The sequence below is a fragment of the Campylobacter concisus genome (assembly GCF_902460535.1).
Classification (GTDB): Bacteria; Campylobacterota; Campylobacteria; order Campylobacterales; family Campylobacteraceae; genus Campylobacter_A; species Campylobacter_A concisus_AS.
On the sequence record NZ_CABPTV010000008.1, the window covers coordinates 37,561 to 52,526 of the forward strand.

General features: G+C 38.9%; 14 protein-coding genes and 1 pseudogene. 11 read left to right on the forward strand and 4 right to left on the reverse strand.

The genetic code is table 11. From position 1 onward, the window contains the following. Positions 1-210 precede the first annotated feature (210 nt). The 3 genes from FZ945_RS07430 to FZ945_RS07440 are packed head-to-tail and all read right to left on the reverse strand — an operon-like array spanning position 211 to position 1,346. Positions 211-678 carry a molybdate transport repressor gene (locus FZ945_RS07430; protein WP_148803624.1) on the reverse strand — a complete coding sequence of 156 codons (468 nt, stop codon included), beginning with the start codon at positions 676-678 and terminating at the stop codon, positions 211-213. A gap of 10 nt (positions 679-688) precedes the next feature. After that, positions 689-1,123, reverse strand: coding sequence for a molybdopterin synthase catalytic subunit (locus FZ945_RS07435; protein ID WP_103599562.1), 435 nt, complete (start codon positions 1,121-1,123; stop codon positions 689-691). A 1-nt stretch (position 1,124) separates the two neighbouring features. Next, a complete protein-coding gene (locus tag FZ945_RS07440) occupies positions 1,125-1,346 on the reverse strand; it encodes a MoaD/ThiS family protein (RefSeq protein ID WP_002941462.1) in 222 nt (73 codons plus the stop codon). An 84-nt stretch (positions 1,347-1,430) separates the two neighbouring features. Between FZ945_RS07440 and nspC the strand changes: the two genes are divergently transcribed. Then, complete coding sequence (nspC, locus tag FZ945_RS07445; protein ID WP_148803626.1) at positions 1,431-2,570, forward strand: carboxynorspermidine decarboxylase; 1,140 nt, start codon at positions 1,431-1,433, stop codon at positions 2,568-2,570. A 337-nt stretch (positions 2,571-2,907) separates the two neighbouring features. Here the strand turns inward: nspC and FZ945_RS07450 are convergent, their stop codons facing one another. Continuing rightward, positions 2,908-3,504 carry a DJ-1/PfpI family protein gene (locus FZ945_RS07450; RefSeq protein WP_148803628.1) on the reverse strand — a complete coding sequence of 199 codons (597 nt, stop codon included), beginning with the start codon at positions 3,502-3,504 and terminating at the stop codon, positions 2,908-2,910. Positions 3,505-3,901: 397 nt separating this feature from the next. Here FZ945_RS07450 and FZ945_RS07455 point away from each other — a divergent pair, with 397 nt between their 5' ends. The 10 genes and pseudogenes from FZ945_RS07455 to FZ945_RS07500 form a co-directional block, all read left to right on the forward strand. Next, a complete protein-coding gene (locus FZ945_RS07455) occupies positions 3,902-4,849 on the forward strand; it encodes a formate dehydrogenase subunit gamma (protein WP_103614820.1) in 948 nt (315 codons plus the stop codon). A gap of 146 nt (positions 4,850-4,995) precedes the next feature. Continuing rightward, positions 4,996-5,598 carry a sulfurtransferase-like selenium metabolism protein YedF gene (gene yedF, locus FZ945_RS07460; protein WP_012140414.1) on the forward strand — a complete coding sequence of 201 codons (603 nt, stop codon included), beginning with the start codon at positions 4,996-4,998 and terminating at the stop codon, positions 5,596-5,598. Beyond that, the gene (selD, locus tag FZ945_RS07465) at positions 5,595-6,617 is read left to right on the forward strand and encodes a selenide, water dikinase SelD (RefSeq protein ID WP_148803629.1); all 1,023 of its coding nucleotides are present in this window, start codon (positions 5,595-5,597) and stop codon (positions 6,615-6,617) included. The genes yedF and selD overlap by 4 nt, the downstream gene beginning before the upstream one ends. Positions 6,618-6,724: 107 nt before the next feature. Next, on the forward strand, positions 6,725-7,354 hold the full coding sequence (locus FZ945_RS07470) for an NAD(P)H-dependent oxidoreductase (RefSeq protein ID WP_103575819.1): 630 nt from the start codon (positions 6,725-6,727) through the stop codon (positions 7,352-7,354). A gap of 120 nt (positions 7,355-7,474) precedes the next feature. After that, positions 7,475-11,527: a diguanylate cyclase domain-containing protein gene (locus FZ945_RS07475; RefSeq protein ID WP_262367195.1), complete on the forward strand. Its 4,053-nt coding sequence runs from the start codon at positions 7,475-7,477 to the stop codon at positions 11,525-11,527. Further along, positions 11,520-12,380: an ATP phosphoribosyltransferase regulatory subunit gene (locus FZ945_RS07480; protein WP_148803633.1), complete on the forward strand. Its 861-nt coding sequence runs from the start codon at positions 11,520-11,522 to the stop codon at positions 12,378-12,380. Before FZ945_RS07475 ends, FZ945_RS07480 begins: the two co-directional genes overlap by 8 nt. A gap of 2 nt (positions 12,381-12,382) precedes the next feature. Beyond that, complete coding sequence (locus tag FZ945_RS07485) at positions 12,383-13,633, forward strand: adenylosuccinate synthase (protein ID WP_021086041.1); 1,251 nt, start codon at positions 12,383-12,385, stop codon at positions 13,631-13,633. Next, positions 13,630-14,052: a flagellar export protein FliJ gene (locus tag FZ945_RS07490; protein WP_148803635.1), complete on the forward strand. Its 423-nt coding sequence runs from the start codon at positions 13,630-13,632 to the stop codon at positions 14,050-14,052. The genes FZ945_RS07485 and FZ945_RS07490 overlap by 4 nt, the downstream gene beginning before the upstream one ends. Further along, the gene (locus FZ945_RS07495; RefSeq protein WP_148803637.1) at positions 14,052-14,615 is read left to right on the forward strand and encodes a MotE family protein; all 564 of its coding nucleotides are present in this window, start codon (positions 14,052-14,054) and stop codon (positions 14,613-14,615) included. The genes FZ945_RS07490 and FZ945_RS07495 overlap by 1 nt, the downstream gene beginning before the upstream one ends. Positions 14,616-14,705: 90 nt before the next feature. Continuing rightward, positions 14,706-14,966: pseudogene (locus FZ945_RS07500) on the forward strand (NAD(P)/FAD-dependent oxidoreductase); the annotation flags it as partial.

Genomic DNA, 14,966 nt, shown 5'->3' on the forward strand with positions numbered 1-14,966 from the left:
ATTATAAATAAAAAACTCTTATAAGATATTGATATAAATCATCATATATTTTTATAAAAAATTATTGAATACAGAATTAATCAGCAGGTAAAAATAACATAATAAGGCAAAAAATAATGTAAAATTTTGCTATATATTTTGATAATTATTATATAAAAATTTAAATTATAAATTAGGCAAAGGGTAAAAAAATAATTATTTTTTACCTAACTAAGCCCTATCTTTAAATTTAGCCAGCCTATCTCGAAGCTCTTTTGAGAGTGTAAATTGTGAGAGCTCATATCTGTCAAAAATAACGATCATATCATCGCCAAGTGCCTGAACTAGTCCAAAACACGCATCTCTATCTAGGCGATTTTTTCTAAATTTAACACTTAGCGCATCGACCTTTTTCTTATCGCCAAAGCTTTTAATGGCGATCTCGTCGATATCTTTGAAGAAAAATTTGATATTTTTTGAGCCTTTTGTGATGACAAATCCATCATCATCTATCTCAAAAAAGTTGTTTTGCAAAATTTTTCTCACGCAAAAAAAGGCTGAAACGGCGCCAACAATGACACCAAAAAGAGAGGGCTTGCCAAGATCAAGATAAAAGTAGCCAACAATACTAAAGACAAAGAGCCCAAGCCCAAAGGCTAGCGCCCAAAAAACATCTTTTTTACTCTCTTTGGTTATCATTTTTGCCCTTTTATGCCAAAAGTCCGGCGCCATTTATCGCTTGGCTGCGCTCTTTGGCGTAAATTCTCTCGCCATTTATCACGTCATATTTCCAGATCGGCGCATTTGCCTTAAAGTCCTCGACAAACTCGTTTATAAGCCTTAGCGCGACCTTTCTTTGAGGGCTTACTACACCTGCTACATAAGAGCTTGTATGCACGGGCACATCGCCTTTTGAGTGAGCAAAAAGCACGTAGGCATTTTCTTTTTTGGCTCGCTCCTGCCAAGCATCTAGCCATTTTTTAAGGATCGGCTCATAGATATCAAAGCTAAGCGCCGAAATCCCGCCCTCTTCTCTTACTATGCCTACAAAAGTGATGAGCGCGCCGCAGTTTTTATCCTTAAACCTATCATACCACTCATTTGTAATGCTTTGAACGTCCAAGCTTCCATTATAAATTTGCATTTTAGCCTCCACAAACTGGTGGCAAGATAGAAATTTTATCGCCTGATTTAAGAGCGAAATTTATATCGCTCACGATCTCGTCATTTACAGCCACAGCGCAGATATTTAGCCACTTTTTAAGCTCTTCTTTCTCGCTTAAAGCTGCTTTTACCTCGCCTAAATTTTTTGCTTCTACTTTTATACTCTCAAGCCCGATAGGCCCAAGAAATTCGATCTCTACCACATTTTATCCTTTGAAATTTTTGCTGATTTTACTTAAAAATAAATTTAGATATACTTATTTGAAAATTTACAAAAGAGAAAGCAAATGGACAAAATTTTAAAAAGCATAAAAACCCCAGCCTACGTCTGCGAAGAGGCCAAAGTACGTAAAAATTTGGAGCTTTTAAAGTATGTAAAAGAGCAAAGTGGAGCTAAAATTTTAGTAGCTCTTAAGGGTTTTGCATTTAGCGGAGTGATGGATATGGTGGGCTCATATCTTGATGGAGCGACTTGCAGTGGGCTTCACGAGGCTAAATTTGCTAGCGAGTACCTAAAAGGCGAGATCCACACGTATAGTCCAGCCTTTAAAGATGAGGACTTTGATGAAATTTTAAAAATTTCAAAGCACATCACCTTTAACTCTTTTGCGCAGTGGCAAAAGTTTAAAAACAAAGCCCTGCAAAATGGCGTCATCTGCGGCCTGCGGGTCAATCCTGAGGTCTCACTTGCGCCAACTGATAGCTACAATCCATGCGGTAAATTTAGCAGGCTTGGCATTACAAGGGCAAATTTTAAGCCAGAGCTTCTTGATGGCATTAGTGGGCTTCATTTTCACGCACTTTGTGAGGAGAGTGCGAGCAGCTTGCAGGTCGTGCTAGAGGCGTTTGAGGAGAAATTTGGCGAGTTTATACCAAAGATGAAGTGGATAAATATGGGCGGCGGCCACCACATCACGAGGGCTGATTACGACGTGGAGTTGCTTATAAAGATCATCAGGCGCTTCCGCGAAAAGTACGGCGTAGAGGTCTATCTGGAGCCTGGCGAGGCTGTGGGCTGGCAGACTGGCTTTTTGATAAGTAGCGTGCTTGACATCGTGCATAACGAGAAAGATATCGCCATCCTTGACACCTCAGCCGAGGCGCACATGCCAGATACCGTGCTCATGCCTTACCGACCAGCCGTTAGGGGCGAGAGTGAAAATGGCAAATTTGCTTATAGATTTGGCGGCAATACCTGCCTAGCTGGCGATATCGTGGGGCTTGAGGCGGGCGATGCGGAGTATAAATTTGATAGCGAGCTAAAAATTGGCGACCGAGTCATCTTTGAAGATCAAATCCACTACACGATCGTGAAAAATACGACATTTAACGGCATAAAACTGCCTGATCTTCTTCTTTTAAAAGAAAATGGCGAGGTTAAAATGATCCGCGAGCTAGACTACGAAGAGTATAGGCGCAGAAACTAGGTCAAAATCTATTTTTGAAGGTAAATTTGGCTTTTTAAATTTAGGTCAAATTTATCTGGCTTGCAAATTTTGCCAAAATGGCTTTGAACTGCCTAAATTTAAAATTTATCTTGACGGTATTTTTGGCAGAGATATTTTTATTTTAAAATTTAAACTCGCCGAATTTGGCGAATTTGTATTTAGACTGCAAGCTGCAAATTGATTTAAATTTATTCTCTACAAATTTTATCTTGACGCTTCTTGCTAAAGATATTTTGCTTGCTATCTTTTTAAATTTAAAATCGAAATTTGATCGCTAAATTTAGTAATTTTCTGACTTTATCTAGAATTTTAAAATTTAATACCCATAAATTTTGGCAAATTTATCTATCTTTGAGCTTTTTTGCCAGTTGTATTCAGTCTCGTTTGCGATATTTTGGGCTAGCTCCTTGCCAAAATGATCGCTGATAAAACCAAGCGCCATATCCATGCCAGCAGCGACGCCTGAAGCTGTGTAAAATTTACCTGCCCTCACCCACCTAGCGCGCTCTTGCCATTTTACAGCCTTGCCGCAACTTTTTACCCACTCAAGCGATCTTTTATTTGAGGTAGCCTTTAAGCCGTCAAGCTCTCCAGTGCGAGCGATGAGCGCCGAGCCCGTGCATACACTTAGGCAAATTTGAGATGCCAAAACGCACTCTTTAAGCCTTAAGATAAACTCACTATCATTTACAAGCACCCTTGTGCCCTGACCTCCAGGGAGTAGTAAAACGCTCTCTTTTGGCATCTTGCCAAGCTTTTTTGTTTTTATAAGAAAGCCTTGCTTGCTTCTTTTCATCCCGCCATCAAACGAGACGTAGCTTATCTTCATCTCAGGCACCCTTACTAAAAACTCCACTGGCCCCATGAGATCAAGCGTCTCGTAATCATCAAAGATAAGAGCGTAAATGTCCATTGCTTCGCCTTTTAATAGAGATCTAAAATGCTTTTGATATTTTAATTCAATTTTTAGAAAATATAAATTTAATAAGGTATTTTGAGCTAAAAAGCTAAATTTATAAAGCATTAGCTTTTTGATAAAAATATTCAAATTTATCTAGTACCATTTCCGAATTTGAGTTTAACCACGTTTTTAGGTAAAAATTGAGATTTTTACTGCTCAAAATTTATATCAGCGTTTATCAAAATTAACAAAACTTAAATGTTTTTTATAAAATTTTTAGTAATCTTTTTTGCTAAGGTTTGCTTGTGATTAGCTCTGATATAATAGCCGCAAAACGGCATAGCTGTGTGATTTTAGCATATTTAACCAAAGCTTAAATCATTTAAGCTTTAGCAAATAAAGGAATAAAATGACGAGAATTCTTACTCTACTTTTTACATTGTCTGTTGCGGCAATGGCCATTGAGGGACCAACTGGCGTCAATCAATATGACAGCACCATTTGGGCAGCACAGAGGATAGAAAATATCAAGCCTTATGAGCATGGCTGGGGCCCGATATTTACTTTTATACAAGGCAACGATTACTTCGCGATAGCTGCACTTTCTATCATTTTAGCTGTTATCGGCGCGTTCGTGCTACACTTCTTGATCATCGGACCAAAACACTTTAGTCACGAGGGCAAAAAAGTACTTGCTTTTTCAGTATTTATACGTATAGCTCACGGTTTAGCTGCGATCTCTTGGATCATCTTGGTGCCAACTGGTATCATCATCATGTGGGGCGCAGAGCTAGGTGGTGGCACATTTGTGCGTTTCTGTAGATACTTGCACGATATAGCGACTATTATATTTGCTATTTCTGTGCTACCGATGCTCTTTAGCTGGACAAAAAGAATGCTCCCAGCAGTATACGACATCAGATGGATGATGATAGTTGGTGGTTATCTATCAAAGAAGAAAAGACCAGTCCCAGCTGGTAAATTTAACGCAGGACAAAAAGCATGGTACTGGATCGCTATCCCTGGTGGTATCGTGATGATCATCACTGGTGCTATCATGTACTTTATGGATTTTAAAGAGCCAGCAGTTGCTAGTTGGTTTGGTATCCAACAAATCGATCTTTTAAGATATAGCGTAGTTATCCACAACTGCCTTGGCATCGTCTGTGCAGTATTTTTCTTAGTTCATATCTATATGGCTGCGATCGCTATACATGGCGCTATCTGGTCGATGATCACTGGATACAAAGAAGAAGAAGAGGTCTATGTGCTTCACCACTACTGGTATCAAGAGCTTGTTAAAGAAAACAAGATCCCAGTATCTGACTACGAAAAATCATATACAAATTTAAAATAATTAACCTTGACCTTGCGACTTACGCAGGGTCAAACTCTCTTTTATAGCAAATTTCACATCACAAATCCTTTTAAAAAATTAATATTTTTTAGCTATAATCCAAAATCAGTTTCAAGGTTTGAAATACTAATCACAAAGGAAAAACAATGACAAGAACAATTGATTGTAGAAATTTAGAGTGCCCAAAACCAGTCATCATGACTAAAAACGCACTTGAGGGTTTAAATGAAGGAGAGAGCCTAGAGATCATCGTAAATGCTCTAGCTCCCAAAGAAAATATCTCAAGATTTTTGAAAAATCAAAATATAGAATTTAGCCTAGAAAGCAACGGCAATGAGACTAAAATTCTAGCCATCAAAGGCAAAAGCGCACTTGAGCTTACAAATTTTGACGAATTTGTCTGCGACATAACACCAAAAAATGAAAAAGTGCTCTATCTAAACGAAGAGCGCGCAGGTAGCGGCGAAGTTGGTATAAATTTACTATCAAAATTCCTAGGCGCACTTCTTCAAGTAGAGAAAAAACCAAAGATAATCATCTGCGTAAATAACGCCGTTAAGATGACGACAAACCGCTCACATCCAAGCTTTAAACCGCTTAAAGATCTTGAAGCTGCTGGCGTTCAAATTTTAAGCTGCGGAAGCTGCTTGGAGGCTTATAAACTAGTAAGCGATCTTGCAGTTGGCGAAATTTCAAACGCTTATGAGATCATCGACATACTCTCAACTCACGAGCAAATCAAACTATGATCTATCACGACAAAAAGCTTACGCAGTTCGTTAAAGCCGCTGGTTGAGCTGCTAAGCTTGACCCGTCGGGTCTTCACAAAACGATTAGTAGTTTAAATTTATCTCATCCAAACCTGCTCTCAAGCATCGGCTCAAACGAGGACGCGAGCGTTTTTAAGCTCTCAGACGATCTTGCGCTCGTTCAGACGCTTGACTTTATCACGCCAGTAGTCAATGACCCATTTATCTATGGTCAGATCGCTGCTGCAAATAGCCTAAGTGACGTCTTTGCAATGGGTGGCGAGGTGATAAACGCCCTAAATATCGTGGGCTTTGATAGCTGCAACCTTGCACCTGAAATTTTAGGCGAAATTTTGCAAGGTGGAGCCGATAAAGTAAGAGAGTGCGGCGGCGTCATCGTTGGCGGACACACGATAGAGACGCAGCAGATGTATTATGGGCTAAGCGCGACGGGCAAGGTATATCCTAAAAATTTCTGGGCAAACAACACAGCAGAAGTTGGTAATGTTTTGATCCTCACAAAGCCTCTTGGCAGCGGCATCTTAAGCACAGCGATCAAGGCTGATCTACTAAGCATGAAGCAGATAAATGAGGTCGCTGGCATCATGGCTCAGCTAAATTTCTACGCTCTAAAAGCACTAAGTGGCATCAAAGTTTATGCGGCAACCGATGTGACTGGATTTGGATTTTTAGGGCATTTAAGCGAGATGTTAAACGACAAGATCAGCTTTAATGTCTTTGAAAAAGATGTGCCAGTGATCGCAAGCGCGAAAGAATTTGCCGATATGGGCATCATCCCAGAGGGAAGCTACAAAAACCGCGAATTTGCAAAGCATTTTGTGAGCAAAGAGGCTGATATCTTGCTATATGACGCGCAAACTTCTGGAGGACTTTTGCTAGCCGTTAGCGAAAATGAGGCAAATTTAGCTCTAAAGCGCCTAAGAGAGGTTGGCTATGAGCACTCAGCCATCATCGCAGAGGCGATACAAAAAGGCGAGTTTGATATATTTTTAAACTAACTCTAGGCTAAATTTAGCCTATTTTAAGGCCAGCTAAAGTCTGGCTAAATTTCTTTTAATTTACCTAGTCGCTTTATAATGTCAAGAAATTTAACAAAGGAGATATGATGAACTATCTTGAAATTTTAAAATTTCGTCACGCTTGCAAAATTTTTGATGAGAGCAAAAAGATAGGCGCTGGCGAATTTGACTTTATCTTGGAGGCTGGCAGGCTAAGCCCAAGCTCAACTGGGCTTGAGCAGTGGGACTTTTTGGTCGTGCAAAACAAAGAGCTTAGAGAGAAGATAAAAGCTGTTTCGTGGAACCAAGTGCAAATCACCTCTTGCTCGCATTTGGTTGTCATCTTAGCTAAGATCAAAGAGATAAAATTTGGCAGCAACTACGTTGATAAAATGATCGCTAGAAGGGCTGATAAAGACCCTGAAGCTATCGCTGCGAGGCAGAAATTTTATCACGACTTTTTGCTATCAAATTTCAAAAATGACGACGAGCTAACATTTCAGTGGTCGCACGAGCAGTGCATGATAGCTGCAACAAATATGATGAACGCAGCCGCTAGTCTTGGCATAGATAGCTGCCCGATAGAAGGCTTTGACAGACACGCTTTAAATGAAATTTTAGGGCTTGATGAGAGCGAAAAAAGAGTGGCTATCGTAGTGCCATTTGGCTACCGCCTAAATCCACAACCTGAAAAACTACGCAGACAAAGAGCTGAAGTAGTTACTTGGATCTACTAAGTCACGGGGCAAAACGCCCTGTGATCTCTTTAAATTTAAACAAAAAGGCATTTTATAAGCTAAAAAAAGTAAATTTGCGTTAAAATCATGGCTAGTTTTAAAAAGCGAGGCTTAAATTTAATGCAAAAAAATAGCGCTAAACCAGTTTTGCAGATTTTTAAGAGGTTCTATGTAAAGATAGCACTACTTCTTTTTGCCTTCATCTTTCTTGCACTTTTTGTCATATTTGATGGCATAAACGATATAAAATATGAAATTTCAACGCTAAATTTAATCACTAGAAACAATATCGTGAGTACATTTGTAGAGGTAAAAGACAATATCACCACAAAGGCAAGACTCATAGCAAACGGCGTAGAGCCATTTTATGAAGATACTGTTGTAAGTAAATTCTACACCGCTTTTTACGTGATAGCAAAAGATAACTCCTTGCTTTATGAGCGTAAATTTGAGGGTGCTTTTGAGCTACACAACTACGATATCTCGTGGTTTTCAGATATCAAAGCAGGCGAGTTTAGGCTCTCTGATAGATTTTATAAAAATAGACGCTTTAAAGATATCTACATAGCTTACGGGCTAAAAAATGGCAATAAAATTCTCGTTCAGCTAAATCCAAACCTTTTAAAAAATAGGGTCGATACAGGCTACAATAAAAACCTTGCCGCATACGTCTTTTTGGTCGATAAAGATGGCAATCTCTCAAGAGATGAGTTTTATAGGAAATTTATAAAAGAGGACTTTAACAAATACATCTCGCAAGGTGGCGAGTTTAAAGCTGACAAGATCATTTTTATACTAAAAGATATGAATTTTTACAAGATCAGCTACCTAGAAGAGCAAAAGCTATTTGTCATAACAGGCTCTAGCAGACAAGCACAGATCTTTATCCAGCTAGTTCTAGTCGTGCTTTCGTTCTTGTGTTTTGTCACATTTAGCATACTTTGGCTACGTGATAACTCATATATAAAAGATAAAATTCTCTCTCCATTTACTAGGATCGCTCTTTTTGCGGCAGATAAAAGTAGGCTGGCTGATGAAGAATTTGACATAAAAGAATTTATCTCACTAAATAACAGCATCAAAAAACTCTACGAAGATAGAGATAAAGCTTACGAGACGGCACAAAGCTACGAGAGTAGATTTGGCTATGTCTTTGAAAAGAGCTTTTTAAAGATCGTGGTCTATGACGCTTATACTGGCGTCATCACGGACATTAGCAACGCTCTTTTAGAAAATCTAGGCTACAAAAAAGATGACGTAGCAGATCTAAATATCAAAGAGCTACTTGAAGATGAGTCTAAAAATTTAGCAGAAGATAGAGAAAACGCTATCAATAATAATCTATCTTATGAAGCTAAGCTAAGGCGTAAAAATGGCGAGATAATCGACGTTTTAGCAACCCAAAGTAGCTTTGAACTAGAAAACACAAGGCTAAATTTCATACTCATAAAAGATATCACTCAAGAAAAGATGACGCAAAGAAATGATGATATCATCAAAAGCTACGTCTTTTTATCACCAAATGTCATCGCCATCGCTTCGGCACAAGAGCCATTTTTGATCATCCAAAGCACAAACAATGTCGAGAAAATTTTTAACGTCCAAAGCCAAGGTCTCATAAATTTAGAAGATATCATCGCAAGCGAGGACTTTGATAGCTTTAAAGCTGCCGTGCTAGCAAGTAAAAAGGCCTTTTTACAAGCAAGCTTTAAAAATGAAGAGCTAAATTTCATAGCAAATATGACAAACGCTTACGGCAAGAAAATTCCATTTAAGATAAAGGCTAAATTTATCGATGCAGAAGGGCAAAAGGTCATCTACTCATTTACCGATCTTAGCGATATGCTAAAGCTTCAAGAGAGATTTGAAAAGCAAAGCAAAGAGAGCAAGGCACTGCTTTGGGCGAGTGAGGCAAATGTCTTTACTTGGGATAAAAGAAGCGATATGCTTAACATCTCAGACGAGCTGAGTAAAATTCTTGGCACGCAAAGCACTCTAAATTTCGAGCAAGCAAAGTCGGTCTTTGTCGATGAGTTTGATAGTTTTTATAGCTTTTTTGAGAGCTTAAGAGATGCTCAAACATACATCAAAGATATCAAGCTTTACAGCATAGATAAAGAAATTTTACACTTTAGACTAAGGGCAAAAGCGCTTGAATACGACGAATTTGGCGAAGTAAGCTTGATAAAAGGCACGTTAAGAGACCTTAGCCTAGAAGATAGCTTCTTTGTCTGCCAAGACCTGCTTGCAAAAATTTTCTCATTTAGCAAAGAAGAGGTCATCTTGCTTGATGAAGAGATGAGGGTTATTGACGCAAATGACGCATTTTTTGAAAGTGCGGGCTCAAAAGATAGCGTATATCTAAAAGATATCACCTTTATAAAGCAAGGCTTAAGCGATATAAAATACCAGATCATAGAGACTATAAACCAAGGTGGCTCATGGAGTGGCAAGGTTTGGAGTGAAAATAATAAAAATAAGAGCAAGCTTGAAGTCATAGAAATTTTACCACTTATCGATGCGAGCGAGAAAAGAACTGGCTACATCATGCTCGCAATGCTTGCAAATAACGAAGCTCAAAATGAAAAATATCTAGAATTTATCGCATATCACGATCCGCTCACAAAGCTACCAAATAGATTTTTACTCTACAACAAGCTAAATTCTCTCATACAAAAAAATGAACAAAAAATAGCCGTCATCTACCTTGATATTGATGATTTTAAGGGCATAAACGACAACTTCGGTCACCAAATAGGCGATAAATTTTTAGTAGCTATCTCTGAAAAGATAGGCGCTATGTTTAATGGCAAAAATATCTTTGCAAGGATAGGCGGAGATGAGTTTGTAGGCGTCATAAACTACGAAAATTTAGGCGAAGTCTATGAGATAGCGCAAAATATGCTAAGGCTAGCTTCGGATGAAGTAAAGATAGACGAGCTAAAACTAAAAGCAAGCGCTAGCATAGGCATAGCCTTGGCTGATAGTGAGCTTGGGGCTGATGATGTGCTACAAAGAGCCGACTGGGCGATGTATCAAGCCAAGATAAGTGGCAAAAACAGAAGCTATACATTTGATGCGAAAAAAGATGTCTATTTTAAGAGCCAATACGAAGATGGCTCAAAAATTTTAAAAGCGCTTGACGCTGGAGAGATGTTTTTAGAATTTCAACCAGAGATCAGCTTTAGCACGGGCGAGACTTTAAGTTTTGAAGCGCTTATTAGATGGAGAAAAGATGGCGAGATCATCTATCCAAGCGACTTTTTACCACTTATAAGGACAAGTAGTGCATCTAGCAATATCGCTTTATTTACGATAAAAGAGGCGCTTTTAGCTAGAAAAATGTGGCTAGAAAATGGCATAAGCGCAAAGGTTCGCGTAAATTTAAGCGTTAAAAAGCTCTTTACGCAGGAGTTTTGGCATAAATTTAAAGCGATATTTGACGAGGATAAAAGCCTTGATCCAACTGGGCTTATCATCGATGTTATCGACGCTGCAACAGCTACAAATTTAGAAGTTTTAGAAATTTATGTGAGAAAATATAAAGAGCTTGGCATACACTTCTCGCTTGATGATTTTGCCTCATACTCAAGCTCGATCGAAGCTCTTGGTATGCTAAAGACAAACCGCTTTAACATAGATAATAAATTTTGCAAGCATATCTTTAGCTCAAAAGAGGCGCTTGAGAGCATAAATATGATAAGGTTTGTGGCTGATAAATTTGGACTAAATGCGACTATAAAAAATATCGATGACAAAAGAACGCTTGAGTTTTTACTTGGTCTTGGTTTTGATAAATTTCAAGGCAACATTTTCTCATTAGCGCTTTTGGCAAAAGATGCTGCTTTGTTTAAATTTGAAAGGCCATATCTACACATAAAAGACTATAAAAATAGCGAAAATTTCGAGCTTTTTAAAGGCTTAGTCGTGCTAAAAGAGCTTTCAAATGAAGTGATAGCAAATTTAAATCAAGATGACAAACTAGCACAAAGCCTAAAGCAAAAAATAGAAGATGAGATAAAAAATATAGGTAAATTTAATCAAGAAATTTCCATAAATTTAAGCAAACTAGCAAGCAGTAGTGACAGCGGCGAACTCTATAATCTAGCCATGTCCATCATCAAAGAGTGCGATATAAATTTAGGTTTTAGTAAGGAGATAAGAGTTGAGTGATGTAAATGTTTATGAACACGAGATCCCAAACGGAAGCAAACTTTACTTTGCAAAAAGTGCAAAACTAAAGAGAAAAATCGAGCAAAAAGCGAGTGAAATTTTAGAAGATGAAGGTTTTAGCGAGATCGTAACGCCGTTTTTTTCGTATCATCAACATCTAAGCGTGGATGCGACAAACCTTCTTCGCTTTAGCGACAGTCTAAACCACGAGATAAGCTTAAGGGCTGATAGCACGGTTGATACCGTTAGGATCGTGCTTAGAAAGCTTAAAGCAAATGAGCCAAGGAGATGGTTTTACATCCAGCCAGTCTTTCGCTACCCAAGCCAAGAAATTTATCAAATAGGCGCTGAGCTTATCGTCGAAAACGACATTTTAAAAAGTATAAATATCGTAGCAAAGCTCTTTAGCGAGCTTGAGATCGGCGCTTGTTTGCAGCTTAGCAATATGCAAATCCCAAAGATAATTTGCGAAATTTTAAACTTAGAGATAGAAATTTTTGAAAATTCATGGCTAGAAAAGATCTTAGCCCAAAACGTGCCGTGGCTTAGCAAACTAGCCCTTTTAAAGGATGCTAGAGAGCTTGATGAGATAGTAAGTTTAGTCCCTGATAAGCTAAAAGAGGCGCTAAGAAATTTACAAAGTGTAGCCAAATCACTAGAATATAAAAATTTAAGAATAGTTCCGCTATATTACTCAAAAATGAGATATTATGATAGTTTATTTTTTAGATTTTTAAAAGACAACGCCATCTTAGCAAGTGGCGGAAACTATGAAATAGACGGGATTTCAAGCAGCGGGTTCGCTGTATATACAGATGCATTAATAGAAGAAAAAATTAATTTAAGGAAGTAAGAATGAGAAAGGCTGATTTAGTAGTTGGTGTTCAATGGGGTGATGAGGGCAAAGGCAAGATAGTTGATATGCTAGGACTAAACTATGACATGATTTGTCGCTCTCAAGGTGGCCACAACGCTGGTCATACGATCTGGGTCGATGGCGTAAGATACGCGCTCCACCTTGTCCCAAGCGGAATTTTGCACAAAAATATCATAAATATCATCGGCAACGGCGTCGTTGTCTCTCCAGAGGTGCTCATCACTGAGATGGCGCAATTTGACAACTTAGAGGGCAGACTTTATATAAGTGACAAAGCGCACTTAAATTTAAGCTACCACAGCCAAGTCGATCAAGCAAAAGAGCGCTTAAAAGGCGAAAAAGCGATCGGAACGACTGGCAAAGGCATTGGACCAACATATGCAGACAAGATAAGTAGAAGCGGCCACAGAGTTGGCGAGCTACTTGAGCCAGAGCGCTTATGCGATGCTTTGATGCATGACTTTGAAACAAATAAATGCGTATTTGACGCTCTTGGCGTAAAGATACCTGAAGAAAATGAGCTACTTGAAGAGCTAAAAAGATATAAAGAGGTGCTTGCTCCATTTATCGCAAACACTACAAATTTAGTTTGGAAAGCGCTTGATGAAGATAAAAAAGTCCTACTTGAAGGCGCTCAGGGCACACTTTTAGACATCGATCACGGCACATATCCTTATGTAACTAGCTCAAATACCATAAGTGCTGGTGCTTGCACAGGCCTTGGACTAAATCCAAAAGAGATAGGCAAGGTCATAGGCGTCATCAAAGCATATACAACTCGCGTAGGCCACGGACCTTTCCCAACTGAAGACAAAGGCACAAATGGCGATAAGATGTGCGAGATAGGTAAAGAATTTGGTACAACAACAGGTCGCCGCAGACGTTGTGGTTGGTTTGACGCAGTAAGCGTAAAATACGCTTCAAGGCTTGATGGCGTCGATACTTATGCGCTTATGAAGCTTGACGTGCTTGATGGCTTTGAGGTTGTAAAAATTTGCAAAGCATATCAATATAACGGCGAAACTATCGACTATGTGCCAACAGATCTTGAAAATGCAACGCCTATTTACGAGGAGCTTGCGGGCTGGGACAGCGTAAAAGGCATCAGCCGATATGAAGACCTGCCAGCAAACGCAAGAGCATATATCGAGCGTATCGAGGAGCTAACTGGCGTGAAGGTTGGCTATATCTCAACAAGCCCTGAAAGAAGCGATACGATCATTAGATGAAAAGTAAATTTACCTCCGTCGTCCGCGTCAAAAAGCAGGAGATGGATAAGGTAGAGGCTAAGCTCGTCGTTGCTAGGCTAAACGTAAGAAGTGCCGAAGAAAAAATAGCACTCTTAAGAGCCAAGCTCAACGAGTTTATCCTACCAAAAAGTGGCAACATAGGTGAGCTAAGAGAAAATTTAGAGCTTATAAATATAGCAAGAGCCGAGCTAAACGCGTGTAAAGAGAGCTTAGAGATGGCAAAAAAAGAGGTCTTGCACTACGAGCACAAATATAAAAATGCAAATTTAGAGTATGAAAAGATGAAATATCTAGAAAAAGAAGAATTTAAAAAAGAGATAAAACGCATACAAAAGGCTGAAGCGCTGGCTCTTGATGAGTTTGCGGTTATGAAATTTGCAGCCAAAAGCGAGGCGTGATGAGAGCTGTTTTATTCTTTTTTATGGTTATAAATTTTGCATTTTGCTTTGAAGTGCCGGTTGATTGCACTCAGATCTTTGAAGCTAGAAAAGAGGAAATTTCAAAGGAGCTTGAGGTCATCGACGAGCAGCGCCAAGCTCTAGAGGTCTTTCGAGCAAGCTCGGCTGCAGCTTATGAAGAAAATAATAAAAAGCTCGCCAAAAAAGAGGCTGATCTAAATGCGACGATGAAAGTGATCGAGCAAAAACGCAAAGAGATCGACGAAGTAGTCGCTAAAAATGAGAAAATTTTAAAAGAGCTTCGCACGATGACTACCGATAAAGTCAATGAATCCTACGCCAAAATGAAAGATGGCGCAGCAGCCGAAGTGCTCTCACAAATGCCAAGATCAAACGCAGCCACCATACTTTATGCCCTTGATGCCAAAAAGATCTCAACTATAATGGCAAAAATGGATCCAAAGGTTGCCTCTGAAGTGACTGCGCTACTTCAAAAAGGGCCTCCATTTGTAGATGAAAAGGGCGATATGCCCGCTCCAGCTGGAAGCATAAATATGCAGTAAATTTGATTTAACGCTAGCCTAAAAAACTAAATTTAACTGACAAATTTAACTACTCGTTCACACATCTCCCATATTTTACTCCTGCTCTTGTTGTATAAATTTAGCGGCGACCTGCTTTTTACGCACAGAGGCATAAGCGGTCCAGCGATACTAAATGCCTCACTCTTTTGGCAAAAGGGGCGAATTTGCATAAATTTTTTGCCTAAATTTAGTGAGAAAAATTTAGTAAATGGCAAAAAGCAGCTTAGCTCGGTTTTGCCTTTGCCAAAGAGATTTGTACTGGAGTTTTTAAGAAATTTTGGCTTAAAAGATAGGGCTTATTATGAATTTAGTGATTATGAAAAAAGTATC